Source organism: Nocardia sp. NBC_00511, from assembly GCF_045161165.1.
Lineage (GTDB): Bacteria > Actinomycetota > Actinomycetes > Mycobacteriales > Mycobacteriaceae > Nocardia.
Genome location: NZ_CP107849.1, coordinates 8089925 through 8114302, shown reverse-complemented (window position 1 = coordinate 8114302; position 24378 = coordinate 8089925). Strand labels below are relative to the sequence as shown.

24 protein-coding genes are annotated in these 24378 nt (G+C 68.5%); 10 read left to right on the top strand and 14 right to left on the bottom strand.

Translation table 11 applies throughout. The features are described 5' to 3' along the window. Nucleotides 1-61: 61 nt before the first annotated feature. Together OG300_RS37555 and OG300_RS37550 are read left to right on the top strand one after the other, a co-directional pair. Nucleotides 62-1762, top strand: a complete 1701-nt coding sequence (locus tag OG300_RS37555) for a PspC domain-containing protein (RefSeq protein ID WP_405489408.1) — start codon at nucleotides 62-64, stop codon at nucleotides 1760-1762. Continuing rightward, complete coding sequence (locus OG300_RS37550; RefSeq protein WP_405489406.1) at nucleotides 1755-1961, top strand: hypothetical protein; 207 nt, start codon at nucleotides 1755-1757, stop codon at nucleotides 1959-1961. The genes OG300_RS37555 and OG300_RS37550 overlap by 8 nt, the downstream gene beginning before the upstream one ends. A 117-nt stretch (nucleotides 1962-2078) precedes the next feature. Here OG300_RS37550 and guaA read toward each other — a convergent pair whose 3' ends face one another. Next, nucleotides 2079-3644: a glutamine-hydrolyzing GMP synthase gene (gene guaA / locus OG300_RS37545; RefSeq protein ID WP_405489404.1), complete on the bottom strand. Its 1566-nt coding sequence runs from the start codon at nucleotides 3642-3644 to the stop codon at nucleotides 2079-2081. Nucleotides 3645-3769: 125 nt separating this feature from the next. Here guaA and OG300_RS37540 point away from each other — a divergent pair, with 125 nt between their 5' ends. Beyond that, nucleotides 3770-4603, top strand: a complete 834-nt coding sequence (locus tag OG300_RS37540; RefSeq protein ID WP_405489402.1) for an alpha/beta fold hydrolase — start codon at nucleotides 3770-3772, stop codon at nucleotides 4601-4603. A gap of 87 nt (nucleotides 4604-4690) precedes the next feature. Here the strand turns inward: OG300_RS37540 and OG300_RS37535 are convergent, their stop codons facing one another. Then, nucleotides 4691-5824, bottom strand: coding sequence for a GuaB3 family IMP dehydrogenase-related protein (locus OG300_RS37535; RefSeq protein ID WP_405489400.1), 1134 nt, complete (start codon nucleotides 5822-5824; stop codon nucleotides 4691-4693). 168 nt (nucleotides 5825-5992) lie between these two features. Next, a complete protein-coding gene (gene guaB, locus OG300_RS37530) occupies nucleotides 5993-7507 on the bottom strand; it encodes an IMP dehydrogenase (protein ID WP_405489398.1) in 1515 nt (504 codons plus the stop codon). Nucleotides 7508-7887: 380 nt separating this feature from the next. Between guaB and OG300_RS37525 the strand changes: the two genes are divergently transcribed. Beyond that, a complete protein-coding gene (locus tag OG300_RS37525) occupies nucleotides 7888-8301 on the top strand; it encodes a DUF5319 domain-containing protein (RefSeq protein WP_029923780.1) in 414 nt (137 codons plus the stop codon). Between the two features lie 134 nt (nucleotides 8302-8435). Here the strand turns inward: OG300_RS37525 and OG300_RS37520 are convergent, their stop codons facing one another. The 3 genes from OG300_RS37520 to OG300_RS37510 all read right to left on the bottom strand — a co-directional run bounded on the left by OG300_RS37520 (nucleotide 8436) and on the right by OG300_RS37510 (nucleotide 11223). Beyond that, the gene (locus tag OG300_RS37520) at nucleotides 8436-9575 is read right to left on the bottom strand and encodes an anti-sigma-D factor RsdA (protein ID WP_405489396.1); all 1140 of its coding nucleotides are present in this window, start codon (nucleotides 9573-9575) and stop codon (nucleotides 8436-8438) included. Next, nucleotides 9568-10149 (bottom strand): sigma-70 family RNA polymerase sigma factor, encoded by a 582-nt coding sequence (locus OG300_RS37515; protein ID WP_405489394.1) that lies wholly within the window; start codon nucleotides 10147-10149, stop codon nucleotides 9568-9570. Before OG300_RS37515 ends, OG300_RS37520 begins: the two co-directional genes overlap by 8 nt. A 156-nt stretch (nucleotides 10150-10305) precedes the next feature. Then, nucleotides 10306-11223, bottom strand: coding sequence for a hypothetical protein (locus tag OG300_RS37510; protein WP_405489392.1), 918 nt, complete (start codon nucleotides 11221-11223; stop codon nucleotides 10306-10308). Between the two features lie 610 nt (nucleotides 11224-11833). Between OG300_RS37510 and OG300_RS37505 the strand changes: the two genes are divergently transcribed. From OG300_RS37505 to OG300_RS37485, 5 genes are all read left to right on the top strand, one after another. Further along, entirely contained in the window at nucleotides 11834-12127 is a 294-nt protein-coding gene (locus OG300_RS37505) for a WhiB family transcriptional regulator (RefSeq protein WP_405489390.1), read from the top strand. Nucleotides 12128-12597: 470 nt separating this feature from the next. Next, a complete protein-coding gene (locus tag OG300_RS37500) occupies nucleotides 12598-13161 on the top strand; it encodes a sigma-70 family RNA polymerase sigma factor (RefSeq protein ID WP_405498821.1) in 564 nt (187 codons plus the stop codon). A 1-nt stretch (nucleotide 13162) separates the two neighbouring features. After that, nucleotides 13163-13471, top strand: a complete 309-nt coding sequence (locus tag OG300_RS37495; protein ID WP_405489388.1) for an RskA family anti-sigma factor — start codon at nucleotides 13163-13165, stop codon at nucleotides 13469-13471. Nucleotides 13472-13644: 173 nt separating this feature from the next. After that, nucleotides 13645-13833: a hypothetical protein gene (locus OG300_RS37490; protein WP_405489386.1), complete on the top strand. Its 189-nt coding sequence runs from the start codon at nucleotides 13645-13647 to the stop codon at nucleotides 13831-13833. Between the two features lie 95 nt (nucleotides 13834-13928). Next, a complete protein-coding gene (locus OG300_RS37485) occupies nucleotides 13929-14897 on the top strand; it encodes a hypothetical protein (RefSeq protein ID WP_405489384.1) in 969 nt (322 codons plus the stop codon). Between the two features lie 84 nt (nucleotides 14898-14981). Here OG300_RS37485 and groL read toward each other — a convergent pair whose 3' ends face one another. Next, nucleotides 14982-16589, bottom strand: coding sequence for a chaperonin GroEL (gene groL / locus OG300_RS37480; protein ID WP_405489382.1), 1608 nt, complete (start codon nucleotides 16587-16589; stop codon nucleotides 14982-14984). Nucleotides 16590-16705: 116 nt separating this feature from the next. Continuing rightward, a complete protein-coding gene (groES, locus tag OG300_RS37475; RefSeq protein ID WP_033086015.1) occupies nucleotides 16706-17008 on the bottom strand; it encodes a co-chaperone GroES in 303 nt (100 codons plus the stop codon). 640 nt (nucleotides 17009-17648) lie between these two features. Here groES and OG300_RS37470 point away from each other — a divergent pair. Further along, nucleotides 17649-19094 (top strand): Hsp70 family protein, encoded by a 1446-nt coding sequence (locus tag OG300_RS37470; RefSeq protein ID WP_405489379.1) that lies wholly within the window; start codon nucleotides 17649-17651, stop codon nucleotides 19092-19094. Between the two features lie 70 nt (nucleotides 19095-19164). Here OG300_RS37470 and tsaD read toward each other — a convergent pair whose 3' ends face one another. The 6 genes from tsaD to dapA form a co-directional block, all read right to left on the bottom strand. Continuing rightward, complete coding sequence (gene tsaD / locus OG300_RS37465) at nucleotides 19165-20196, bottom strand: tRNA (adenosine(37)-N6)-threonylcarbamoyltransferase complex transferase subunit TsaD (RefSeq protein ID WP_405489377.1); 1032 nt, start codon at nucleotides 20194-20196, stop codon at nucleotides 19165-19167. Next, the gene (gene rimI / locus OG300_RS37460; protein ID WP_405489375.1) at nucleotides 20193-20747 is read right to left on the bottom strand and encodes a ribosomal protein S18-alanine N-acetyltransferase; all 555 of its coding nucleotides are present in this window, start codon (nucleotides 20745-20747) and stop codon (nucleotides 20193-20195) included. The genes tsaD and rimI overlap by 4 nt, the downstream gene beginning before the upstream one ends. Next, nucleotides 20744-21502: a tRNA (adenosine(37)-N6)-threonylcarbamoyltransferase complex dimerization subunit type 1 TsaB gene (gene tsaB, locus OG300_RS37455; RefSeq protein ID WP_405489373.1), complete on the bottom strand. Its 759-nt coding sequence runs from the start codon at nucleotides 21500-21502 to the stop codon at nucleotides 20744-20746. The genes rimI and tsaB overlap by 4 nt, the downstream gene beginning before the upstream one ends. Before the next feature lie 120 nt (nucleotides 21503-21622). Further along, nucleotides 21623-22069, bottom strand: a complete 447-nt coding sequence (gene tsaE, locus OG300_RS37450) for a tRNA (adenosine(37)-N6)-threonylcarbamoyltransferase complex ATPase subunit type 1 TsaE (protein ID WP_405489371.1) — start codon at nucleotides 22067-22069, stop codon at nucleotides 21623-21625. Continuing rightward, nucleotides 22066-23220, bottom strand: coding sequence for an alanine racemase (gene alr / locus OG300_RS37445; protein ID WP_405489369.1), 1155 nt, complete (start codon nucleotides 23218-23220; stop codon nucleotides 22066-22068). Before alr ends, tsaE begins: the two co-directional genes overlap by 4 nt. Before the next feature lie 222 nt (nucleotides 23221-23442). Further along, entirely contained in the window at nucleotides 23443-24375 is a 933-nt protein-coding gene (gene dapA, locus OG300_RS37440) for a 4-hydroxy-tetrahydrodipicolinate synthase (protein WP_405489367.1), read from the bottom strand. Nucleotides 24376-24378: the final 3 nt, after the last annotated feature.

The window sequence follows — 24378 nt, the reverse complement described above, 5'->3', positions numbered from 1 at the left end:
GGACCCCATTCAGGGTGATCCCCGATGCCGATCAGCACCGGTGCAGGCCACGATGGGACACATGACGAGAACGAGCGACTGGTCCAGGAGCGCCGGGCGTGCCGGCTTCTCGGATCAGCTTCACGATCTGTGGGCCTCGCGGCCGGCCCGCTTCCCCAAGAACGGACCGCTGGCGGGCGTGGCCGCCGGGTTCGGGCGACGATACAACGTGGACCCGGTGCTGGTGCGGGTGGCGTTCGTGGTGTCGGCGCTGTTCGGCGGGGCGGGCATCGTGCTCTACCTGCTGAGCTGGCTGCTGCTGAACCAGACCGGCGACCAATCCTCGGCGGCGGAATCGCTGTTCGGGCGCGGCCAGTCCTCGCAGACCTCGTCCAAGACCATCGTGCTGCTGGTGGCGCTCGGCATCGCCGTCACCACGGTCGGCCCCGTCGGCGTCGGACTCGGCGGGTCCGGAGTGCTCAGCTTCGGGCTGATGCTCGCCGGCTGGTGGCTGCTCTACCAGCGGCAGCCGCAACCACCGGCCGGATACCTGGAACAGACCGGCGGGGACAGCTTCCTCAACACCGGCTACCCGGGCACCACCAACTCGTACTGGACCGGAGTCCCCGGCAACGCGGTCACCTTCGAGACCTACGGGCCGTACACCACCCTCCCGGACCACTACGAACCCGCGCAGCAGCAATTCTCCGGCGACGAGCGACCGACGGAATCCTTTGCCGCACAGCATATGTCGCAGTCGACGACCGAGGCCGCCACCGAGGTGCTGGGTACGGAATCGGCTACCGCACAGCAGCTTCCGGTCGATGACGCCACCGCCGTACTGCACAGGCCGGACGCCGCGCCCGCCGACAACGACACCGTCGTATTGCACAAGACCGAATCCGCCTCGGGCTCAGGTGATTCCGACAGCTCACCGGTGAACCTGGACAAGGCGGCCGCCGAGGGCACCGCCTCGGCCGAGACCCCGGGGACCGACGGCCCGCCCGCCGCCGATGATCTCGTCGAACCCCGTGTGCTGCATCGCATCCCGCCCGCCAACGACCGACCCCGCACCGGCTACGGCCCGGCCCCGATCTCCCCGGAGTTCGGCCCCACCCCGCCCGGCTGGGATCCGTTCGGCGTATCCCCGCTGGCCTGGGATCTGCCGGAACCGTATGCGGCCCCGCAGCAGACCGTCGCACCGACGCCCGAGCGTCGTCCGCGCTCCCGGCTGACCGCGGTGACCATCGGTTTCGCCATCCTGGCCGCTGCGGCCGCCGGTTCGGTCGCCGCCTCGGGCGTGGACTGGATGAGCCCGGCCCGCATCGGCGCCGCCGCGCTGGCCGTCATCGCGATCGGCCTGATCATCGGCGCGTTCCTACGGCGCGGCCACGGCCTCATGCTGCTGCTCGCCCCGCTGGCCGGATTCGTCATCCTGGCCTCGCTGGTCGGCCCGATCCAATTCGACAAGGGCGCCATGGGCGATCACACCTGGACCGCGGCCACCGCGACCGAACTACAGCCGGAATACCACGTCACCATGGGCTCGGGCACCCTCGACCTGCGCGGCCTGCAACTCACCGAGAACCGCGCAGTCAAGGTGTCGGTGCGGATGGGCGACGCCCGCGTGATGCTGCCGCCCAACCTGCGGGTCAACACCACCTGCGATGTCCGCATGGGTGATTCGAACTGCGTCAATGGGATCTCCGGTCCCGCAACGGGTCCGGTCCTGGACCTGACCGTCGACGTCCAGATGGGAAACGCGGAGGTGAAGCATGGCTGAGAAAACGGACAAGAAGCGTCGCCCCTCGTTCTCCCTGCTACTGGCCGGAACACTCGGCCTGGCAGTGAGCGTCTGGGCCTTCATCGGCCCGCACTCCTGGCCGGTGTCGGAGGGCCTGTCCCTCGGCTGGATCGTGGTGATCTCCGCCATCGTGGTCGGCGTGATCCTGGTGCTGAGTCCCAAGAAAAACAGAGACTGACCGAAATCGCGTCGCCCCCACCCTCGCCGGAGGCGACGCACCCTTCGAGGACTGCCCTCCGAGAAGGCCGAAGGCCCCGCACCTTTCGAGGTGCGGGGCCTTCGTCATGTCAGGGAACTACTCCCACTCGATCGTGCCCGGCGGCTTGCTGGTCACATCGAGCACGACCCGGTTGACGTCCGGCACCTCGTTGGTGATGCGGGTCGAAATGCGTTCCAGCACTTCGTAGGGCAGGCGCGTCCAGTCGGCGGTCATGGCGTCCTCGCTGGACACCGGGCGCAGCACGATCGGATGACCGTAGGTGCGGCCGTCGCCCTGCACGCCGACACTGCGGACATCGGCCAGCAGCACCACGGGGCACTGCCAGATCTGCTTGTCCAGACCGGCGGCGGTGAGCTCCTCACGCGCGATGGCATCGGCCTGACGCAGCAGCTCCAGGCGCTCCCCGGTCACCTCGCCGACAATGCGGATGGCCAGACCCGGACCCGGGAACGGCTGGCGCGCAACGATTTCCTCGGGCAGCCCGAGTTCGCGGCCGACCGCGCGGACCTCGTCCTTGAACAGCAGCCGCAGCGGCTCGACCAGGCTGAACTCCAGGTCGTCCGGCAGGCCGCCGACATTGTGGTGGCTCTTGATGTTCGCGGTACCCGCACCGCCACCGGACTCGACGACGTCCGGGTAGAGGGTGCCCTGAACCAGGTATTCGACCTTGGTCTCGCCCTGTTCGCCGACCACCTCGGAGACCGCGTCCTCGAACGACCGGATGAACTCGCGGCCGATGATCTTGCGCTTCTCCTCCGGGTCGCTGACGCCCTTCAGCTCGCCCAGGAACTTGTCGACCGCGTCGACGGTCACCAGCTTGGCGCCGGTCGCGGCCACGAAATCACGCTGCACCTGCTCGCGCTCACCCGCGCGCAGCAGACCGTGGTCGACGAACACACAGGTCAGCTTGTCGCCGATGGCCCGCTGCACCAGTGCCGCCGCGACCGCGGAATCCACGCCGCCGGACAGACCACAGATGGCGTGGCCGTCACCGACCTGCTCGCGCACCTGGCTGATCAGCGCCTCGGCGATATTGGCGGGCGTCCACGCGCCCGGAATCCCGGCGATCTCGTGCAGGAACCGGCTCAGCACCTGCTGGCCGTGCGGCGAATGCAGCACCTCCGGGTGGTACTGCACACCCGCGAGCTTGCGGGCCCGGTTCTCGAACGCGGCGACCGGTGCGCCGGTGGAGGTCGCGGTCACCTCGAATCCGGCCGGGGCGTCGGTGACCGCGTCACCGTGGCTCATCCACACCGGCTGCCGGGTCGGCAGTCCGCCGTGCAGAATGCCGCCGTCGACACTGAGCTCGGTGCGCCCGTACTCGCGAGTCCCGGTGTGCGTCACCGTGCCGCCCAGCGCCTGCGCCATGGCCTGGAAGCCGTAGCAGATACCGAACACCGGCACATCGAGATCGAAGAGGCGCGCATCCAACTGCGGTGCGCCCTCGGCATACACACTGCTGGGCCCGCCGGACAGAATCACCGCCACCGGCTGCTTCTCGGCGATCTCCTCCACGGTGATGGTGTGCGGCACCACCTCCGAGTACACGCTCGCTTCGCGCACCCGGCGCGCGATCAACTGCGCGTACTGCGCACCGAAGTCGACAACAAGGACTGGTCGCTGGGTTTCTGCCACTGGCACAGTCTAGTAAGCGATGCCTGTCACAACTCCCCCGCCTCCCCGCGCCTCACCTGGCACTGACACCAGGTGTACCGGCCCGGGGAAACCAACGTAATTTGTCGGGGCCGCTGGCTATTCTCTAACTCGTGCCATTCGCCCGTGCGATCGATGCCGAGATCCACTACGAGGACAGCGGAGGCGAAGGTCCGGTTGTGCTTCTGGGTCACGAATTCCTCATGGACCGAACGATGTTCGCGTCGCAGCAGACGGCGCTGACACCGGAGTTCCGGATGGTGACCTGGGATGCGCGCGGGCACGGCAGCACTCGCGACGAGGGGCTGCCGTTCACCTACTGGACCTCCGCCCGGGACGCGCTGACCGTATTGGATCAGCTGGGCGTGGAACGTGCCGTGGTGGGCGGGATTTCGCAGGGCGGCTACATCGCGCTGCGCGCCGCGTTGCTCGCGCCGGACCGGGTCGCCGCACTCGTGCTGATCAGCAGCGAGGCGCACGAGCCGACGCCCGCCGAACTCGCCAATGCCCGAAAGTTTCTGGACAAATGGCACGAAGACGGCCCGCGCCCGATGCTGGCCGAACACCTGGCCCGCCGCCTCATCGGCGATGACGACTGGTACCGCTCGGTCTGGGTGAAACGCTGGCTCGAACGCGATCCGCACGGCACCGAGGTGGCCGCGGGCGCACTGCTCGGCCGCGACTCGATCCTGGCCCGACTATCCGAAATCACCTGCCCCGCACTGGTTATCCACCCCACCCGGTCGAGCATCCCGCACGCCCACGCCCGCCAACTGGCCGAGGGTCTGCCCACCGCGCGCTACGTGGAAATCGAGGGCGCGCGCCAGACCGCGAACATGACGCACCCGGTGGCGGTCAACACCGCCATCCGCGACTTCCTGCACGATCACGTGGTCCCCGAGTCCCGTACCCCGTCGCAGCGCACGGTCCGATCACTCCCCCGCTGACCGAAATGCCCGGAAACGACTCGCGCCCTTGCCCACTCGACGAGTGCGCAAGGGCGCGAGCACAGCGGACCTCACGGTCCGGGAAACCTAGCCGCGGACGTTGAGCCCGACCTTCTGGAATTCCTTGAGATCGCAGTAACCGGTCTTGGCCATCGCACGACGCAGGCCGCCAACCAGATTCAGCGAACCGAACGGATCGTTGGAGGGACCGTTGAGGACCTGATCGAGCGGGACCCGCTCCTCGTCGATCGCGTACGGCAGCATCGCACCGCGCGGCACCGACGGGTGCGCGGCCGCCGACGGCCAGTACCAGCCGCTGCCCGGGGTCTCGCGCGCCATGCTCAGCGGCACACCCAGCATCACCGCGTCGGCACCGCAGGCGATGGCCTTGGCGATATGGCCGGAGGTCAGCGTCTCGCCGTCGGCGATGACGTGCACGTAGCGGCCGCCGGTCTCGTCCAGGTAGTCGCGGCGCGCGGCCGCGGCGTCGGCGATCGCGGTGGCCATCGGCACGCCGATGCCGAGCACCTCGTTGGTGGTGGTCGCGCCCTGCATCGAGCCGTAGCCGACGATGACACCGGCCGCACCGGTGCGCATCAGGTGCAGCGCGGTGCGGTGATCGGACACGCCGCCCGCCACCACCGGCACGTCCAGTTCGGCGATGAAGGTCTTGAGGTTCAACGGTTCTCCGTCACCGACATGCTCGGCGGAGATGATGGTGCCGTGCACGACCAGCAGGTCGACTCCCGCCTGCACCAGCGCCGGAGTGAGAGCGCGCGCGTTCTGCGGGCTGACCCGCACCGCGGTGGTGACACCGGCGGCCCGCACCTGCGCGACCGCGGCGGCCAGCAGATCCGGCTGCATCGGCGCGGCGTGCAACTCCTGCAGCAGCGCGACGGCGGCCTCGGTGCCTTCCTTCTCCGCGACCTCGGTCAGCCGCTGCACCTTGGCGTCGACATCGGCGTGCCGGGCCCACAGCCCCTCACCGTTGATGACACCCAGGCCACCGGCCTTGCCCAGCTCGATCGCGAACTGCGGGGAGACCAGCGCGTCGGTCGGATGCGCCAGGAACGGGATCTCGAACCGGTAGGCGTCCAACTGCCAGGCCACCGACACCTGCTTGGACGAACGGGTCCGCCGCGAGGGCACGATGTCGATATCGTCCAGCTCGTAGGTACGCCGAGCCGTACGGCCCATGCCGATCTCGACCATATCGCGCATCGTCAGTCCTCCTGTGTTTGATTGCCCTCCGCTCCGCTCCGGGCGGGTTCGCGGCGCTGGAGGTCTCGTTCTTCCCTCCCTCCGCTCCTCCGCTACGCTCCCCCGCTCCACTCAGTCCAGAACGAGACGCGCCGCGAACCATCGGGCGTTTGCCAATGTCTTTGTTCGTCAGGCGCGGGTGGTGTAATTCGGGGCTTCGACGGTCATCGTGATGTCGTGCGGGTGCGACTCCTTCAGACCCGCCGCCGTGATCTGCACGAACTGCGCGGCCTGCAGATCCGGAATGGACTGCGCGCCGGTGTAACCCATGGCCGCGCGCAGACCGCCCACCAGCTGGTGGATCACCTGGTCCAGCGGACCCCGGAACGGCACCCGGCCCTCGATGCCCTCGGGCACCAGCTTCTTCTCCGAGAGCACGTCGTCCTGGAAGTAGCGGTCCTTGGAGTAGGACTTGGCCTCACCACGACCCTGCATGGCGCCCAGCGAACCCATGCCGCGGTAGCTCTTGAACTGCTTGCCGCCCACCAGGATCAGATCCCCCGGCGACTCGGCGGTACCGGCCAGCAGCGAACCCAGCATCACGGTCGAAGCGCCCGCGGCGATCGCCTTGGCGATATCACCGGAGTACTGCACGCCACCGTCGGCGATCACCGGCACCCCGAGCGGCGCGCACGCGGCGTTGGCCTCCAGGATCGCGGTGATCTGCGGTGCGCCGACACCGGCGACCACCCGGGTAGTACAGATGGAACCGGGACCGACGCCCACCTTCACGGCGTCCACACCGGCTTCGACCAGCGCCAGCGCACCGGCGCGGGTGGCGATATTGCCGCCGATGATCTGCACCCGGTCGCCGACCTCGGCCTTGACCTTGGCGACCATCTGCAGCACGCCCGCCTGATGCCCGTGCGCGGTGTCCACGATCAGCACGTCCACGCCGACATCGGCCAGCGTCATGGCACGGGTCCAGGCGTCCTCGCCGACACCGACGGCCGCACCGACGAGCAGTCGCCCGTCACGGTCCTTGGTGGCGTTCGGGTACTGCTCGGTCTTGACGAAGTCCTTGACCGTGATCAGGCCGCGCAGCTTGCCGCTGCCGTCCACGATCGGCAGCTTCTCGATCTTGTGGCGACGCAGCAGACCCAGCGCGGCCTCCGCGGTCACGCCCTCCTGGGCGGTGATCAGCGGCGCCGGGGTCATGATCTCGGCGACCCGGCGATCCTGGTCGACCTCGAAGCGCATATCGCGGTTGGTGATGATGCCGATCAACATGCCGCGCTCGTCCACCACCGGCAGACCGGAGATGCGGAAGCGCGCGCACATGGCGTCGACCTCGGCCAGGGTGTCGTCGGGGCGACAGGTGACCGGATCGGTCACCATGCCCGCCTCGGACCGCTTCACGGTCTCGGCCTGCGCGGCCTGCGCCTCCACCGACAGATTGCGGTGCAGCACACCCATTCCGCCCGCGCGCGCCATGGCGATCGCCATCCGCGCCTCGGTGACGGTGTCCATCGCGGAACTCACCAGCGGGGTGCGCAGCGAGATGTCGCGGGTCAGGCGGCTCGTGGTGTCGACGGAGCTGGGAATCAGGTCCGAAGCTGCGGGAAGCAGCAGCACATCGTCGAAGGTGAGACCGAGCATCGCGATCTTGTTCGGATCGTCTCCGCCCGTCACGGGACTGCTCATTCGGATCGACCCCTCCTGGACCTCGGCAACGCCCGCCGGACCTGGCACCGGTGGACGCGTGAATGAATGGCAATGCCGGCGTTTGCTACCCGGCCTTTGGTCAACCATGGTATCGGTCTCGCGGGTCGCGTTGGATCCGCCCTCCGCCTTCTCCCGGGCTTGTTCGCGACGCGCGTAATCCGCTGTTCGGTATGCCGGTGATCGGCGGTTCGCCGCGCCGGTAAAACGGAGTGGCCGAGGCCATCACCGCTGCGGTTTGTCGGCTATGCCATTACTGTGTCGCCTGCCACGACATCACTGTGCGCTGTACCACCAGCGAAGTGAGGGCAAATCCCCTTCAGCGCTGGCGCACATGGGGTGGTTCTGCGTACCGTGGGACTGTGCGTGACCATCTACCACCTGGCTTGCCGCCGGATCCATTCGCCGGAGACCCCTCCGACCCGTCGGCCGCGCTCGATGCCATCGAGCCGGGGGAACCGCTGGATCCTCACGAGCGCCTAGCGGTCGAAGAGGATCTCGCCGACCTCGCGGTATATGAGGCACTGCTGGCCCACCGCGGTATCCGCGGTCTCGTGGTCAGCTGCGAGGACTGTCGACAGGATCACTACCACGACTGGGACATGTTGCGCGCCAACCTCCTCCAGCTACTGGTGGACGGTACGGTGCGGCCGCACGAGCCCGCCTACGACCCGACTCCCGAGGCGTACGTCACCTGGGATTACTGCCGCGGCTACGCCGACGCTTCGATGAACGAGGCGTTGCACGGCGACGGGTTCGACGGATTCGACGTCTGAACAACGCAACACCCCGGACAACGCAATAACGAATAGAGGCCCACATCTCACGAGATGCGGGCCTCTATTCGTTCGATACCGCGTTGGAACCTGTGCGCCGGACCACTTTCCGGCGAACGTCACCGAGGACGTCCTCAGTGCACTCCCGGGACGACGGGAACGACCGGCGGAACGATCGAAGCCGGGGGCGGCACCGCGATGGTGGTGGGCACCACGACCGGCGGCTGTGACTTCTCCACCGGCGGCTGCGGCTGTTCGTGCCCGCCACCGGGATTCGTGCCGCCGCCGGTGTTGCCACCGGTCGGCAGCGACGCCGTCGAGGTGCTGCCACCGACCGTCGGCGCAGTCGGCTGCACCGGCTCCGTCGAAGGTGGTTGCACCGGTACCGAAGTCACCGGCGGCACCGTCGGCAGCTGCGAAATCCCGCCCGGCGTGGTCGGATTCACGTCCGGCTCCACCGGCGTGCCCAGAATCGTCGGGTTCGGGTTCGGGTTCACCGTCACCGTCGGGTTCTCACCGGGCGTCGTGGCGGCTGTCGGAACAGTCGTCGGCACCTTGGGCGTCGTGGTCGGAACCAACTTGTCCATACCGTTGGCCACCGTCGGAGCGACCGCCTGCAACTGGGTCAGCGCCTGCTGCCAGCGATCGATCAGATCGTTCTTCTTGGTGGTGTCGTTGACCTGCCCGGCGCTGTCGGCGGCCCGCTGCATGACAGCCTTGGCCTCCTCCGGCTTGCCCGCCGCGATCAGCTGCTGAGCCTGATCGATATCACTGCTCGCCTGCGAGACCACCGTGGATTGGGCCTGTTCACTGAACACGACCTCCTTCATCTTCCACAGCGGGTCTCCCGGGCTCGCGTTGTACGAGAACGCCGTCAGACCTCCGATGACCAGAGCCATCGCCGCAGCCGCGCCCAGCAGCGGACGCACCAGCCGTAGTCGCCCGCGGGACGAGGCCCCGATCCGCGCTTGCCGGGCGCCTATCTCCTGATTGACCGCGGCGACAATGGCATCCAGGTCCGGTCCGGCCGGCATCGGCTCGGCCACGATCTCCGCACGCCAGTTCGCCAGTAGTGCCGCGAGCTGATATTCCTCCGAATCGCCCGTCTGCACGGGACCGTCACCGGAGATGGCGTCGATCAGCGCATCGTCGCGGCGAACCGCGGCGATATCCACCGGCCCGGAATCACCGGACGCCTCGGCGTAGGGACCGCTGTTCTGCGATCCAGGTCGCGCCTTGAAGTCGCCCCGACCGCGCTCGCCATCCCTAGCCATACATTTCACCTGCCCTCGCCACTTGAGACTTGAGTTTCGCGAGTGCCCGGTGCTGGGCCACTCGTATAGCACCCGCCGTACTGCCCACGGCGACTGCAGTTTCTTCAGCCGACAAACCCATAACCAAGCGCAGGATCAGAATCTCTCGATGTTTCTCCGGCAACGTCGCCAGCAGAGCGTTCATCTGCCGGCTCGTTTCGGATTCGAGAGCTCGCTGCTCCGGCCCCTGGTCGGTGGATATGACATCCGGTACTTCGGCCATGGCGTCCGCCTTGTTACGGGCGGAATTTCTATGGGCGTCTGCGACCTTGTGCGAGGCGATGCCGTACACGAAGGCCATGAACGGCCGACCCTGATCCTGATAGCGAGGGAGGGCGGTCATCACGGCCAGACATACCTCCTGCGCGACATCGTCAGCAGAGAGCTGGCCTCGTTCGGCCGACCCGATTCGCGCGCGGCAATACCGCACCACCAGTGGGCGGATGCTCTCCAGTACCTGGGAAAGAGCCGCCCGGTCGCCCTGCGCTGCGGCAGCGACGACAGCGGGATCCAACTCCTCACCCGTGTTGTTCATCGTCAGAGCTGTTCCTGGCGTTACGAGTGGCACGTCGGCGGGAGGGCCGGTGCTTCCGCGGAGGGGCGGAACGGTCCAACAATAGCGGCTGGCACATTGATGGCAGTCGTTACGGGGTCACTCTCGGGGACGACTCAGGGATGTCTCGGGGACTGTTCAGGGACGGCCCAGAAGCTCGCTCGCCGAACGCAATCGCCCACCGCGAGCCGCCAGCAACCCCGCGCACTCGGCGGCGTCGGCCGCTCCGGAGCCGTGCGGGTCCACTCCGGACCGCAGCATCGCGCAGGCCCAGCGCAGCGGCAGCAGTTCGTGCTCGCGGCACAGCTCGTCGACTTCGATTGCGAGAGTGCGGGATCGGGCGAGATCACCGGCCGCCGCGGAGGCGGCCGCCAGCAGTAGCCGGGACTTGACTCGATGCCGCTGGGAGGGACAGTTTTCCGCGAGCGCGACGGCCGCCTCGGCATGCGAGAGCGCCGGGTCGGTGGCCGGGCCGCCGGGCGCGGCGGAGATCAAACCGGCCCCGGGCGCCGACAGCGCGGTCTCGGCACTCACCCAGTGCAATCGGACGCGGGCGCGCCAGGCGCTCTCGACGCCGTGGAGATGAACGTCGAGATGCGTTCGGCAACGAGCCAGCATCCGCGCGGCTAGTTCCGGGCGGAAGGTACCGAGGGCGTCGGCGGCGAGACCCGTCAACGCGTCGCAAACTGCTTCCGCACGAAATATTTCCGCGCGCGTCGCGCCCGGGGTTCCCGATTCGGCGGTGGTGGCCGCGGGCAGGACCAGGGCGGCGGCGTGGCCGTCGTCGACGGCGGCGCGGGCGTGCCAGCCCAGTTGTCGCCGCAGCGAGCCCTCGGTGCTGTGGGTGAGCGAGCTCAGCACCGGATCGCTGCTCAGCCGCCGGGCGCGGCGGAGTTCGGCGCGGGCGGCGGCATAGTGTCCGACACCACCGAGCGCGACGGCGCGGGTCCAGGATTCGACGGCGTCGGCCGCGATGGGCAATCCGGTGGCAGCGCGGCCGGGCGTGGCGCCGAAGGCGGCGTCGGCGAGCGCGGAGTTCACTTCGAGCACAGGCACAGCCGCACTCTAACCAGTGGCCGGGCATGTGAGGGCACCTGCCATAGCACAGCCCGACAGCTACCCATCAGCATTCCCAACGGCCTATGTGTTTCGAGTTCGTAAATCTGTTGCCGCTATCGACCAGCACGCCCGTAAGGAATTCGTATACCGTTTCGCGCTATTAACCTGGAGGCCTCGAAGTGGCCATCTCTACCGCACTCGGCGCCGGATGTCCAATGGTTGAGATCACTCTGATCGCGATGCGCGCATAGATCGCACGACAGGTATCGAAGCTCGAAAATCACTATCTACCAGGCATTTCAACCAGTCTGATGGGCTATCACAGGTTGGTCTCACCGCTGGGCAACCGAACAGTATCACCACAGTCGGTCCGATTTGTACATAGCGAGGACGTTAATTCTCTAATGCCCTGGTATTCGACTCGAGTCGAATGAAGCTATTGACTCTATTTCGTTGTGCGCCCTAACGTACGACATCGCCAACGTCGGTGTCGCGCTGAATTGCGAGGCCTGGCGGAGTGCGATCGCCGACGCCGGCGATGCGGCCAACCGTTTGCCACAAGCACCGCTCGACAATGCCGACGAGCTCGCACCATGAGGAGTTCACCATGCCTATGCCAACCCACCTCCCTGGTCCGAACGCCGATGTCTGGGATTGGCAGATGCGCGGATCCTGCCGCGGTCAGGACTCCGCGGTGTTCTTCCACCCCGACGGCGAACGCGGCCGGGCCCGGGCGCAGCGCGAGCTACGCGCCAAGGAGATCTGCAAAGCCTGCCCGGTGCTGCTGCAGTGCCGTTCCCACGCCCTGAAGGTCAGCGAGCCCTACGGAATCTGGGGCGGCATGTCGGAGACCGAGCGTGAGCTGCACGCGCGCCGCAACCGCCGCCGCGCCGTGGCCTGATCGGGTCGCCGGCGGAGACCGGCGCCGTCCATGCCTCTTGACGGTCGTTTGCCCGAGTTCGGGATCTCTGCGGGGCGGACGCCCGAGCAAACCCGCGTGACGGGTGTCTACCAGCGGTGTCGTTGATGCGGGCGGCGGGGTGAGCTCGAGATTCCTCCCATCCGCGGCCCTCCGTGCGCCGAATGCCTAGCAAACAACCGGCACTGTTCCAAAAGACGCTGGTTGCGCCGGGTGAACCCCGGCGTGTCTCCGTTGCCATCAATGCGGAGGTTCGGTACAAATCGGAAAACCGCTGTGCCACAGCCGGTTTCCCGATACCCCCACCCGAAAGGAGGTCATAGCGGCACGCTACCCTCGTGGCCGATGACACAGAACGGAGCGTTGTGACAACGCGGCCGCCTGCCGCAGAGGGCGACTCGTTCCAGAGTTCGAGGGACGGACGGGTGGAAACACCGAGCGTTGACTCTGCGATGACGGCGCGCGCAACCGAAAGTCTCCAACTAGCCGCACTTCTCGAACGTTGTGGAGAGTCCGATCAGCAGGCCTTCGCCGAGCTGTACGACCGCACCAGCGCTCGGGTGTTCGGGCTCGTCCTACGCGTGCTGCACGATCCGGGCTACGCGGAGGAGACCACACAGGAGGTCTATCTCCAGATCTGGCGTACCGCAGGCAACTTTGACCCGGCAAAGGGTTCGGCCGTCACCTGGTTGATGACGCTCGCCCACCGCCGCGCGGTCGATCGAGTGCGCGCCGAACAGGCGCACGCCCTGCGCGAGGTTGCGTACGGGACCAGCACTCTCGGTAACGAATTCGATGAAGTGACCGAAGAAGTCGGACGACGGCTCGAGCATCAGGCGGTCCTGGCCGGCCTGGCCACGTTGACGGAAACGCAACGCGAAGCCATCTCCCTCGCCTATTTCGGCGGGCGCACATATGCCGAGGTAGCGGTGTATCTGGGCGTAGGGTTACCTACCGTTAAGTCCCGTATACGGGATGGACTGACACGACTCAAGAAAAGTTTGGGAGTGACGTGAGATGAACGAAAGCCAGATCGATCTCGCGCACACTGTCGCGCTCGGATCGATCGGCGACGAAGATCAGCGCGCAGTGGCGGAGCTACTGAATACCGACGATCCGGTACTGCGCGCCGCCTTCACCCAGGAAGTGCAGCAGACCCGAGAAGCGCTGGCAGTGGCCGCATCGGCGGTGGGCGTTCTGCCCCCGCCCGCCCTCCGCGATCGCCTTCTCGCAGCTATAGCCACCGACCCGGCGCCCTCGATCCATCGCTCGACCACGCTCCGACACGGCAACGGTCGCACCGACCACCAGCCCGTGCGCGATTGACTCGAATTGTTTTGCACGCCTGCAATTCAGGTCGCCTGACCGGTTCACTACGACCGTTCTGTCCGCACCTGCGCTGCATCCGGTAACCCTCGCGATGGCCCGGCCGATCAGCTCGTCAGAGCAATCCCGCGTCATGCCCTCCGCATGACGCCTGACGAACAGGTCGGCCCGCCATGCGCCCCCTCCTGCACCTCGCCCGCCGCCATCTCAGACCGGCGCTCGGCGCCATCGCGGCCCTCACGCTCGCCATCGGCGGACTGACCGCGTTCGAGGCGGCGACACCGCGGCCCGCCGAACCCACCCCGGTTCCGCTGCCCCCGATCACCCAACCGCTGTATCCCACCTGGCTCACCCCGCGCTGAGTTCCCCGACCGCCGGAACGCCACAGCCACGGCTGTTACCGTGCCCCGTGGACGTACGCGGTTCAGGGGGAAGGGAATCCATGCGGTTGCGGGCATTGAGCGCATTCGTAGCGGAGCCGACGACGGCACTCGAGATCGAGTCGATCGGCAACGGCACCGGACTGTGGCTACCGCCGGAGGTCCGCGACGAGGTCGAGCGGGTGCAGTCCGGCACCTCCGCGGCGGAGCTGACCGCGGGCGTGGTCGAGCTGCGCAATCTCATCGGCGGCAGCGCGGATCTCTTCCACGCCGCCATGCTGGCGCTGATGTGCGGAACCATGGTCGAACACGGCGCGGAACCGGGCGCGGCCATCGACGCCACCCTGGACCTGCTGGTGGCGACCCTGAACACGCTGGCCGAGGATCCGGACGAAATGGCCCGGGCCGCAAGCCGGTTGAGCATCCCGGCGGCCATGACCATGCTGGCCCGCTCCAAGGAGACCCGCAAACGCTGGCGCGCCCGGCCCGAGATCATGGACCGGCTCGAGGCACTCGAGGACGCGGACCTGGCGCCGTTCTGGCTGCGCGAGGTCTTCACGCTGCACGACGACGCCCCGCTGCTGGTGCTGGACCCGAACAACCGGCGCGCCTTCGAATTCCGGCTGATCGGCGTCCGTGACCGCCTCTACCACTGTTACGCGCTGCTGCAGGACGCGCTGCTGCGCCACACCGGCCCCGGCTACCTCGGCGCCGAACCGGTGGATCCGCTCGCGGTCCGCTACGCCCGCAACGACCACCTCACCCCCGCCGACTATCGAGCCGCCACCACCCTCGGCGACCATCAGCGCTTCGCCTTCGCCTATCCCGGCATCGCCTTCATGCCCGGTTCCGGCACCCCCGCCGAACTTCCCACCGTCGACGGCGTGCCACTACTCACCGTGTCCCCCAAAACGATTCACTTCAACTGGCGGCCCGCGAACATGTACGGCGTCATCCACGAGGCCCTCGGATCCAGCATCGACCTCATCCGCGAACTCTCGCCCGCCGACGCCGAGGCCCTGCTGTCCCGCTGCGCTCTCCCCTGACGCGCGACCGGTTCGGATACAGCGAGGCCCCCGGATCGGAATCCGGGGGCCTCGGGGTTCAGCTGGGCTGAAAAGCGGCCTGGCTCAGTGCGAGTGGCCGTGGTGCGCGTCGGCCGGCTCGTCGGCCGGCTTCTCGACGATGGCCGACTCGGTGGTCAGCACCATGCGCGCCACCGAGGTGGCGTTCTCGACGGCCGAACGGGTGACCTTGACCGGGTCGATGACGCCCTCGGCGACCAGGTCGCCGTAGGTGAGGGTGGCGGCGTTGAAGCCGTCCTTGCCATCGGTGACCTTGGAGACCACGACCGCGCCGTCGACGCCGGCGTTGCTCGCGATCCAGTACAGCGGGGCCAGCAGGGCCACGCGCACGACCTCGACGCCGGCCGCCTCATCGCCGGTGAGCGAATCCCGCAGTGCGCCAAGGGTGGCCGCGGCCTGCACCAGCGCGGTGCCGCCGCCGGGGACGATGCCCTCGGCGACCGCCGCCTTGGCGGAGGCGACCGCGTCCTCGACGCGGTACTTGCGCTCCTTGAGCTCGGTCTCGGTGGCCGCGCCGACCTTGATGACGGCGACGCCGCCGGCCAGCTTGGCCAGCCGCTCTTCGAGCTTCTCGCGGTCCCAGTCGGAGTCGGTGTTCTCGATCTCCTTGCGCAGCTGCGCAACCCGGCCGTCGATGTCGGACTGCGTGCCCGCGCCCTCGACGATGGTGGTCTCGTCCTTGGTGACCACGATGCGGCGGGCCTTGCCCAGCACGTCGAGGTCGGCCTCACGCAGGGTGATGCCCAGGTCGGGGTTGACCACGGTGCCGCCGGTGACGATGGCCAGGTCGTCGAGGAACGCCTTGCGGCGGTCACCGAAGAACGGGGCCTTCACGGCAACGACCTTGAGGGTCTTGCGGATCGCGTTGACCACCAGGGTGGAGAGCGCTTCGCCGTCGACGTCCTCGGCGATGATCACGACCGGCTTGCCGGATTCCGCGATCTTCTCGAGCAGCGGCAGCAGGTCGGGCAGCGAGCTGATCTTCTCGCGGTTCAGCAGGATCCACGCGTCCTCGTAGACCGACTGCATGGTCTCCGGGTCGGTGACGAAGTACGGCGAGAGGTAGCCCTTGTCGAACTGCACGCCCTCGGTGATGGTGACCTCGGTCTGCAGACCCGAGGACTCCTCGATGGTGACGACGCCGTCCTTGCCGACCTTGGTCAGCGCCTCGGCGACCAGGGCGCCGATCTCCTCGTCACGCGAGGACACGGTGGCGACCTGTGCGATGGCCTTCTCACCGTTGACCGGGGTGGCAGCGGCGGCCAGCGCGGCGCCGACGGCCTCGGCGGCCTTGCTCATGCCCTTGCCCAGGGTCATCGGGTTGGCGCCGGCGGCGATGTTCTTGAGGCCGCCCTTGATGAGGGCCTGGGCCAGCACGGTGGCGGTGGTGGTGCCATCGCCGGCGACGTCGTTGGTCTTGGTCGCGACGCTCTTGACGAGCTGGGCGCCCAGGTTCTCGAACGGGTCCTCGAGGTCGATCTCGCGTGCGATGGTCACGCCGTCGTTGGTGACGGTCGGGCCGCCGAAGGCCTTGGCCAGCACCACGTGCCGGCCGCGCGGGCCGAGGGTGACCTTGACGGCGTCGGCGAGCTTGTCGACGCCGCGCTCCATGGCCCGGCGAGCCTTCTCGTCGAACTCGATCTGCTTTGGCATTTACCTACTCCTGTGAAGGTCCGGGGGAACGCACTCCGCCCCGGGTCGTGGCCGGGCGCAGGCCGGGGGCCCGATCACCAGCACGACGCCGGGGCGGAAACACGTTGCCGTGCGGCTTACTTGGTGACGACAGCCAGCAGGTCGCGGGCCGAGAGGATCAGGTACTCGGAGCCGTTGTACTTGATCTCGGTGCCGCCGTACTTGCTGTAGATGACGACGTCGCCTTCCTTGACGTCCAGCGGGATCCGCTTCTCGCCGTCTTCGTCCCAGCGGCCGGGGCCGACGGCGATGACGGTGCCCTCCTGGGGCTTCTCCTTCGCCGTGTCGGGGATGACCAGGCCGGAGGCGGTGGTGGTTTCGGCCTCGTTGGCCTGGACGAGGATCTTGTCCTCGAGCGGCTTGATGTTCACGCTCGCCACGTTGAGCCCTCCACTTTCAGGGGATTCTTCGTCGCCCGGGGCTGTTCCCCGGACTCACGGTTTCGGTCTTCGTGCTGACCCCTGCGCATAGCCCCGTCGTCGCGGGTGCCGGGACACCTGCTCAGGTAGGTCGGTAGCCGGCATTCGAGCACGCACCGAATGCCAACTAGCACTCTATACACGGGAGTGCCAGCGCTCAAGGGCGGGCACTGCCACCAAGAATGCACTTGCATCTGCAACGTCGCTGGCCATCGGGGTAATACCGCTGGCCAACGCGACTCGCCGAGCCAACGGCGCGAGATTCTGAGGTCTTCCAAAGAAATCCGAAAATCTGTAACGTTCGGATAACGGATTGTGACAACATTGACGACGGTCACGCGGCGGGACCACATCGAACTCGTCACGCGCGCCATCCGAGAGTCACATAACTGCTTCACCCCACCAACCGCACGGCAACCATCCGTGCGGATCTCGAGAAGAGAGCACAACCGCAAGTGATCAGAGGCAGGCTCCGATGCCCTATCGGACGAGAGCCCGCCGTGGTCCGTAGCTCGGATCCGTCCGCTACCCACTGGACGCTTCCGGAGTCCGTTCGAGATGGTCGTCTCCACCAGGACCATCCGCTCGAAGGGAGGTGAACATGCGAACATCCCTCGGCATTTCGGCCGGGAACGAGGTGGTGTGCTCGGCAACGGTCGCCACCGCGCCCAACGGCGCCCAGAGTTTCGACTACCGGGTCGTCACCGCGGACACGGCCCACTCCGATCTCGGTGATCTGGTGGCGTCCTCGATCGAGTTGATGACCACCCAGATCCCGCGCGACATCGTGCACCCGGTCGGCGCTCATCCCATCGCCCGCCCCGCCGCCCAGCGCGACTCCGAAGTCAGCACCCCCGGCGAGATCGCCGTCGCCTACCGGGACCGCGAGCAGGCGCAGATCATCCGCTCCGCGATCGGACGGCAACGCCGCGATGTGCATCTCATCCCGGAAAGCACCGCGGCACTGGCTTATCTGCGGCACACGGGCCTGCTGGACCGGTGGGAGACGGTCGCGATCATCGACCTCGGGGCGACCGGCACCACGGTCACCGTCGCCGATCACGCCGACGACACCGTGCTGCGCTCCGAGCGCACCTCGGCGATCAGCGGCAACGCCGTCGACGAGCTGATCCTGCAACACCTCCTGGATTGCCACCTGTCGCGTCGGGGCATCCGGCCCAACCGCGGCATCCTCCTGAACCGTTCCAGGGCCGCCAAGGAGCATCTGTCGGTCGTTCCGGCGGTCACCATCGACCACGTGGCAGGGCAACCGCTCAAACTGACCCGGGTCGACTTCGACGAGATCATCTCGGATCTGCTGCGCGAACTCGCGGTGTTCGCGCGCGGAGTGTTCGCCCGCGCCCCGAAGTTCCCGCAAGCGGTCGCCGTGATCGGTGGCGGCGCGAACGTCCCGGCCGTGGTGGCCGGGCTGGAGCGCCAGCTCGACGTGCCCGCGTTCACCGTGCCCGAGCCGGAGGCAGTGATCGCGAAGGGCGCTGCGCTGGTGGCGGATTCGACGACGCCGTCGGCCTTCCCGGTGATGGGACTGGGCACCGACGCGCCGGTCGGCACCTTCACCAAGCTGGCGGGAACGCTGGCCGGAGCGATCGTGGTGGTCGGGCTGATCATCGGCTACGGCGTCAAGGAGTTCGTGCCCGAACCGCAGCAGACCCACTACTCGCCGACCACCTCGGGCCCGCAGCAGCCGGTCGCGCCGACCACCCCGGCCACCGGACCGGGTTCGTCCGCGCCCGCGACCACGCCGGGCCCCGATCACCGCACCACCACGTCGGTGGCCCCGAACTCGCAGACCAGCAGCACCGGCAACGCGCAGACGCCGAGCACCACCACGCAGCCGCCGCTGCGCCCGGACCCGGACCTGCCGCAGATTCCCTTCCCGGCCGATCTCCCCCGGCTGCTCGGACCGCTGCTGGGCACCACGACGCTGGTGCCCACCGAGACCGAGCCACGCCATTCGGTGGCCCCGCACTCCAATTCCGGTTCGGGCACCGGCACGACCACGACCCTGGTCTCGCCCCGGCCGTGAGCGGCCCGCGCCCGCAGCCGGGCGCCGCGTCACAAACCTGATGTCTCGGCCCGGCTGTCGGGCCACGCCCTCACAGGTAGCTGGTGGAGACCGGCAGGCCCGGATCGGTGGCCACCGACAGCGCGGAAGGCCTTGCGCCACCGGCGATCACGTGCGCACCCAGGGTGGCGATCATGACGCCGTTGTCGGTGCACAGCCGCGGCTTGGGCACGCGCAGGGTGATACCCGCTGCGGCACAGCGCTCTTCGGCCATCGACCGGATACGCGAGTTGGCGGTCGCGCCGCCGCCGAGCACCAGGGTGTCGACGCCGATGTCCTGCACCGCGCGCACCGCCTTCATGGTCAGCACGTCCGCCACCGCCTCCTGGAAGGAGGCGGCGATATCGGGGATGGGCAGTTCGCGGCCTTCGCGTTGTGCCGCTTCGACATAGCGGGCGACGGCGGTCTTGAGGCCGGAGAAGGAGAAGTCGTAGCGCGGGTCGCGCGGGCCGGCCATGCCGCGCGGGAAGGCGATCGCATGCGGATCCCCTTCGGCGGCAATGGAATCCAGCACCGGTCCACCCGGGTAGCCGAGGCCGAGCAGCCGCGCCACCTTGTCGAACGCCTCACCGGCGGCATCGTCGACGGTGCTGCCGAGTTCGGTGATCGGCCGCGCCAGATCGGTGACGTGCAGCAGGTGGGTGTGGCCGCCGGAGACCAGCAGCGCCACCGCGGGCGGCAGCGGACCGTGTTCGAGGGTGTCGACGGCGACGTGCCCGCCCAGGTGGTTGATCGCGTGGAAGGGGATATCCCACGCCGCCGCATAGGCTTTCGCCGCCGCGACACCGACCAGCAGCGCGCCGGCGAGACCCGGTCCGATGGTGACGGCCAGCGCGTCGGGCTTGTCGATGCCCGCGGCCGCCAGCGCCCGGCGCATGGCGGGCACGATGGCCTCGAGGTGTGCGCGGGAAGCGATTTCGGGCACCACGCCGCCGAAGCGGGCGTGCTGGTCCACGCTGGAGGCGACCTCGTCGGCGAGCAGTTCGCAGGAGCCGTCGGGCAGCCGCCGCACGATGCCGACTCCCGTTTCGTCGCAGGAGCTTTCGATACCCATGACGATCATGACGAGACCTCGGCGTCTTTATCGAACCCAGCGTTGTCGAATCCGGCGTTGCCGAAACCGTTCTTGGCGAACCCGTCCTGCGGGAACCCGGCGATGGCCGGACGCCGCATGGTGTACGCATCCGCGCCGCTGGGCTGGTAGTAGCTCTTGCGCAGTCCGATGATGTGGAAGCCGTGCTTCTCGTAGAGCGTGATCGCGGGCGCGTTGTCGGTGCGCACCTCCAGGAACACCGGTCCGCCACGGCGTCCGGCTTCCAGCAGCAGCGCTTCCAGCAGCAGTGTTCCGATGCCGAGCCGATGGCATTCGGGGTCCACGCCGATGGTGTGGATCTCGGCCTCGGGATGTTCGGGGGTGCCGAGCAGTGCGATGCCCGCGTATCCGACCATGCGGCCCTGCGGATCTCGCGCGGTGAGGTAGCGGTTGTGCGGTCCGGCCAGCTCCGAGAGGAACGAAACCTCGTGCCAGGGATCGTCCTCCGGGAAGAGCACCTGTTCGAGTTCGGCGCAGCGGGAGACGTCGGCCGGCCGCATCGGGTCGATGCGGATGGTCATCGGCCCACCTGCGCGTAACTGCGTTCGACGGCGTCGGGGCGGCGCAGGTAGAGCGGTACCAGCGGTTCGGGGGCGACTCCGGCGAGCAGGTCGGCGGCGGCGCGGCGGACCAGCCCTGCGGGAGACGGAGTTTCGACGGGCAGCACCGGCAGGTCGAAATAGTCGACGTGCGAGGCGGATCCGGCGATCACGGTGGCCGAGCCCGGGTCGAGGTCGGCGGGCTTGCTGACCTCCGGGCCTTCGACGCGCACGAGCACCTGGTCGTCGCCGCCCGGGACCTGGGCGATCACCTCGGCTTCGGCGACGGTGGCGCGCGGCACGGCACGGTAGCGGGTCCAGTACACCTCGCGGCGGCGCGCGTCGGTGACGACCAGCAGTTCGACCGGGTCGCTGGGTTCGCGCAGATAGCTTTCGGTGTCCGCGGCGATGGCGTCGAGACTGCACACGCCGTAAACCGGCACGCCGAGGGCGTCACCGAAGGCGGCGGCGGTGGCCATTCCCACCCGGAGTCCGGTGAACGGTCCCGGGCCGATGCCGGCGACGACCGCGTCGATGTCGGCTCGGGTGCGGCCGGATTCGGCGAGGCAGGCCAGGATCTGCGGGGTCAGCACCTCGTTGTGCGCGCGAGCGTCCACGGTCACCTCGGCGGTGATCGTGGTGATGCGCGGTGCGGTTGCCCCGGCGTCCGCCGGTTCGAGTTCCACCAGTCCCGCTGTCACGGCAGGGGTCGCGGTGTCGACAGCCAATATCAGCATGATTGCCCCAACGATACCGGGTGGTACAGCCCACTCGGCGCGGTGTCTGCCTGCGAGAAGTTCACTCCCGCGGGTCTTTGTCCGGTCGATCCGGGATTCACTGTCCGGTCGATCCCGGATTCAATTGGCGGCCACCCATTCCCAGGCGGCGGTGCGCACGTCGGATTCGGGTTCGCGGCGCAGTCGCACCCGCAGGTGACGGTCGGTGAGATGTTCGGCGACGCCCAGCCCCCACTCGATCACCACGACCGCGTGGTCGAGGTCGGTGTCGAGGTCGAGGGCGTCGAGTTCGTCGAGATCACCGCCGAGCCGGTAGGCGTCCACGTGCACCAGCGCCACCGCGCCGGGATGCACTCCGGCGCGATGCTGGCGGGCGATGATGAAAGTCGGTGAGCTGACCCGTCCTTCGACGCCGAGTCCGGCCGCGATGCCCCGGGTGAGCGCGGTCTTGCCCGCGCCCAGCGGTCCGTCCAGGATCACCAGGTCTCCGGCTTGCAGCTGTTCGGCGAGTTCGCGTCCCAGCGCCTCGGTGTCCTCGACGGTCTCGAGCATGCGTTGTTCGGTCATCGGTCCCCGCCCAGGTGGGTGCGCCGCACGCGGCCGCGCGGGCCGCACACGATCTCGTAGTTGATGGTGTCGAGGGTTTCGGCCCACTCCTGCGCGTGCGGCTGGTCGGGTTCGCCGCCGAAGAGGATGGCGGTGTCGCCCTCGCGGACTCCGGCCGCGTTGTCGCCGAGGTCGACGACCAGCTGATCCATGCAGATGCGGCCGATGCCGGGTCTGCGCGCGCCGCCCAGCCACACCGAGAACCGGCCGCCGAGGGTGCGGGGCACGCCGTCGGCGTATCCGGCGGGGATGAGGGCGACGGTGGTGTCGTGTTCGGCGATCCACTGGTGCCCGTAGGACACGCCCTCCCCGGCGGCGACGTGCTTGACCCGCAGTACCCGGGCCCGGAAGGTCATGGCCGGGCGCAGTCCGAAGTCGGAGATCTCGGGGATCGGCGACAGGCCGTACACGGCGATGCCGGGCCGCACCATATCGAAGGCCAGGTCCGGACGGGTAAGTGCCGCAGCGGAATTCGCGAGGTGCACGAGTTCCGGCTCGAGTCCGTGCTCCTTGGCGGTGGCGATGAATTCCAGGAACCGTTCGCGCTGCATGTTGTTGACCGGGTGGTCCGGTTCGTCGGCGAGCGCCAGGTGGGAGAACAGGGCGCGGAAGCGCACGATCCCCTCGGTGACCAGGTCGTGCAGCAGGTCGAGCAGGTCGGGGAATTCGGCGGGCAGCACCCCGTTGCGGTTGAGCCCGGTGTCGACCTTCACGCTGACCGTCGCCCGGCGGCCGAGCTTGCGGGCGGCGGCGGCCACCGACTCCAGTTGCGCTCGCGCGGAGACGCCGATCTCGATGTCCGCGGCGACCGCGGGGGCGAAGTCGGTGTCGGAAGTGTTGAGCCAGCACAGGATCGGCGCCTCGATACCGGCGGCGCGCAGGGCGACCGCCTCGGCGGCAGTGGTGGTGCCGACCTCGCGCGCGCCCGCCGCGAGGGCCGCCCGCGCGACCTCGACCGCGCCGTGGTTGTACCCGTCGGCCTTGACGACCACCATGATGGCGGCGTCACCTGCGTGCTCGGCCAGAATCCGCACATTGTGCGCGATGGCCGCCAGGTCGACTAGGGCTTCCACCTGTGGGTCGGGGATGTTCACAAATACCGATCCTGCCATCCGGAGCACCGCGAGCCGGATCACACCCGACCCCGCGCGATATGCCCACCGGTCTGCAGACTAGCCAGCCCGGCCGCCGCGCCGCGCTGGATGCGCCGATCAGCGGGACCCCAATTAGGTGGGCAACGCGGGGAAACAGTGATCGTGCGGCCCGCCGCGACCGGCCGCCGGAGCAGCGGCGGGCGACCGCGTCGGGTAGTCGTGCGGCGTCGGGACGACAGGTCAGCCGAGGCTGGATGCCGGGGTGGCGGTCGCGAGCGCGGCGAGGGCCCGGTCGACGGATTCCTGCTGGGCCGGGAGCAGTGGCAGGCGTACGTCCGGGGTGGGGATGCGGCCCTGGGCGGCCAGGACCGCCTTGATGACGACCGGGTTGGGCTCGGCGAAGAGGGTGGAAGCCAGTGGGGCGAGCCGGTTTCCGAGATCGCGGGCGACGGACAGGGGGCCGTCGCGCCAGGCGTCGACCAGGTTCACGTAGGCGGCGGGGGCGATATTGGCGCAGGCCAGGATGGCTCCGGACGCGCCGAGGGCGAGCAGGGGCGCGGCGTGCAGGTCGTCGCCCGCGAGCACCGAGGTGTGTTCGGGCAGGCGGCTCAGGAAGGCGATGGTGGTGTCGTCGATGCCGCCGACCGCGTATTTGAAGCCCGCGACGTTCGGCAGTTCGGCCAGGCGGCACAGGGTTTCGGCGCTCAGGACGCGGCCGGTGCGGTAGGGAATGTGGTAGATGATGATCGGCACCGGGCTCGCGGCGGCCAGCGCCCGGAAGTGTTCCACCACACCGTCTTCGGAGGGGCGGGTGTAGTAGGGGACGACGGTGAGGGCGGCGGTGGCGCGCGGGTCGAGCTCGGTGAGGGCGCGCACCGAGTCGACGGTGGCGTTCGAGCCCGCGCCGAGGATCAGGGCGGCGTCACGCTCGCGGCAGACCTCGGCGGTGATGTCGATGACCCGGGCGCGTTCGGCCGCGGTGAGGGTGACGGGTTCGCCGGTGGTGCCCAGCACGACGAGTCCGGCCGCGCCCGCGTCGAGCGTTTCGTGGGCGAGGGCCGCGAGCGCGTCGGCGGCGATCTCACCGGTGCGCGTGAACGGGGTGATCAGGGGCACGTACAGGCCGGTGAAAGTCATGCCACCAGCGTGGTCGGCCACGGGCGTCAGGTCCATTTC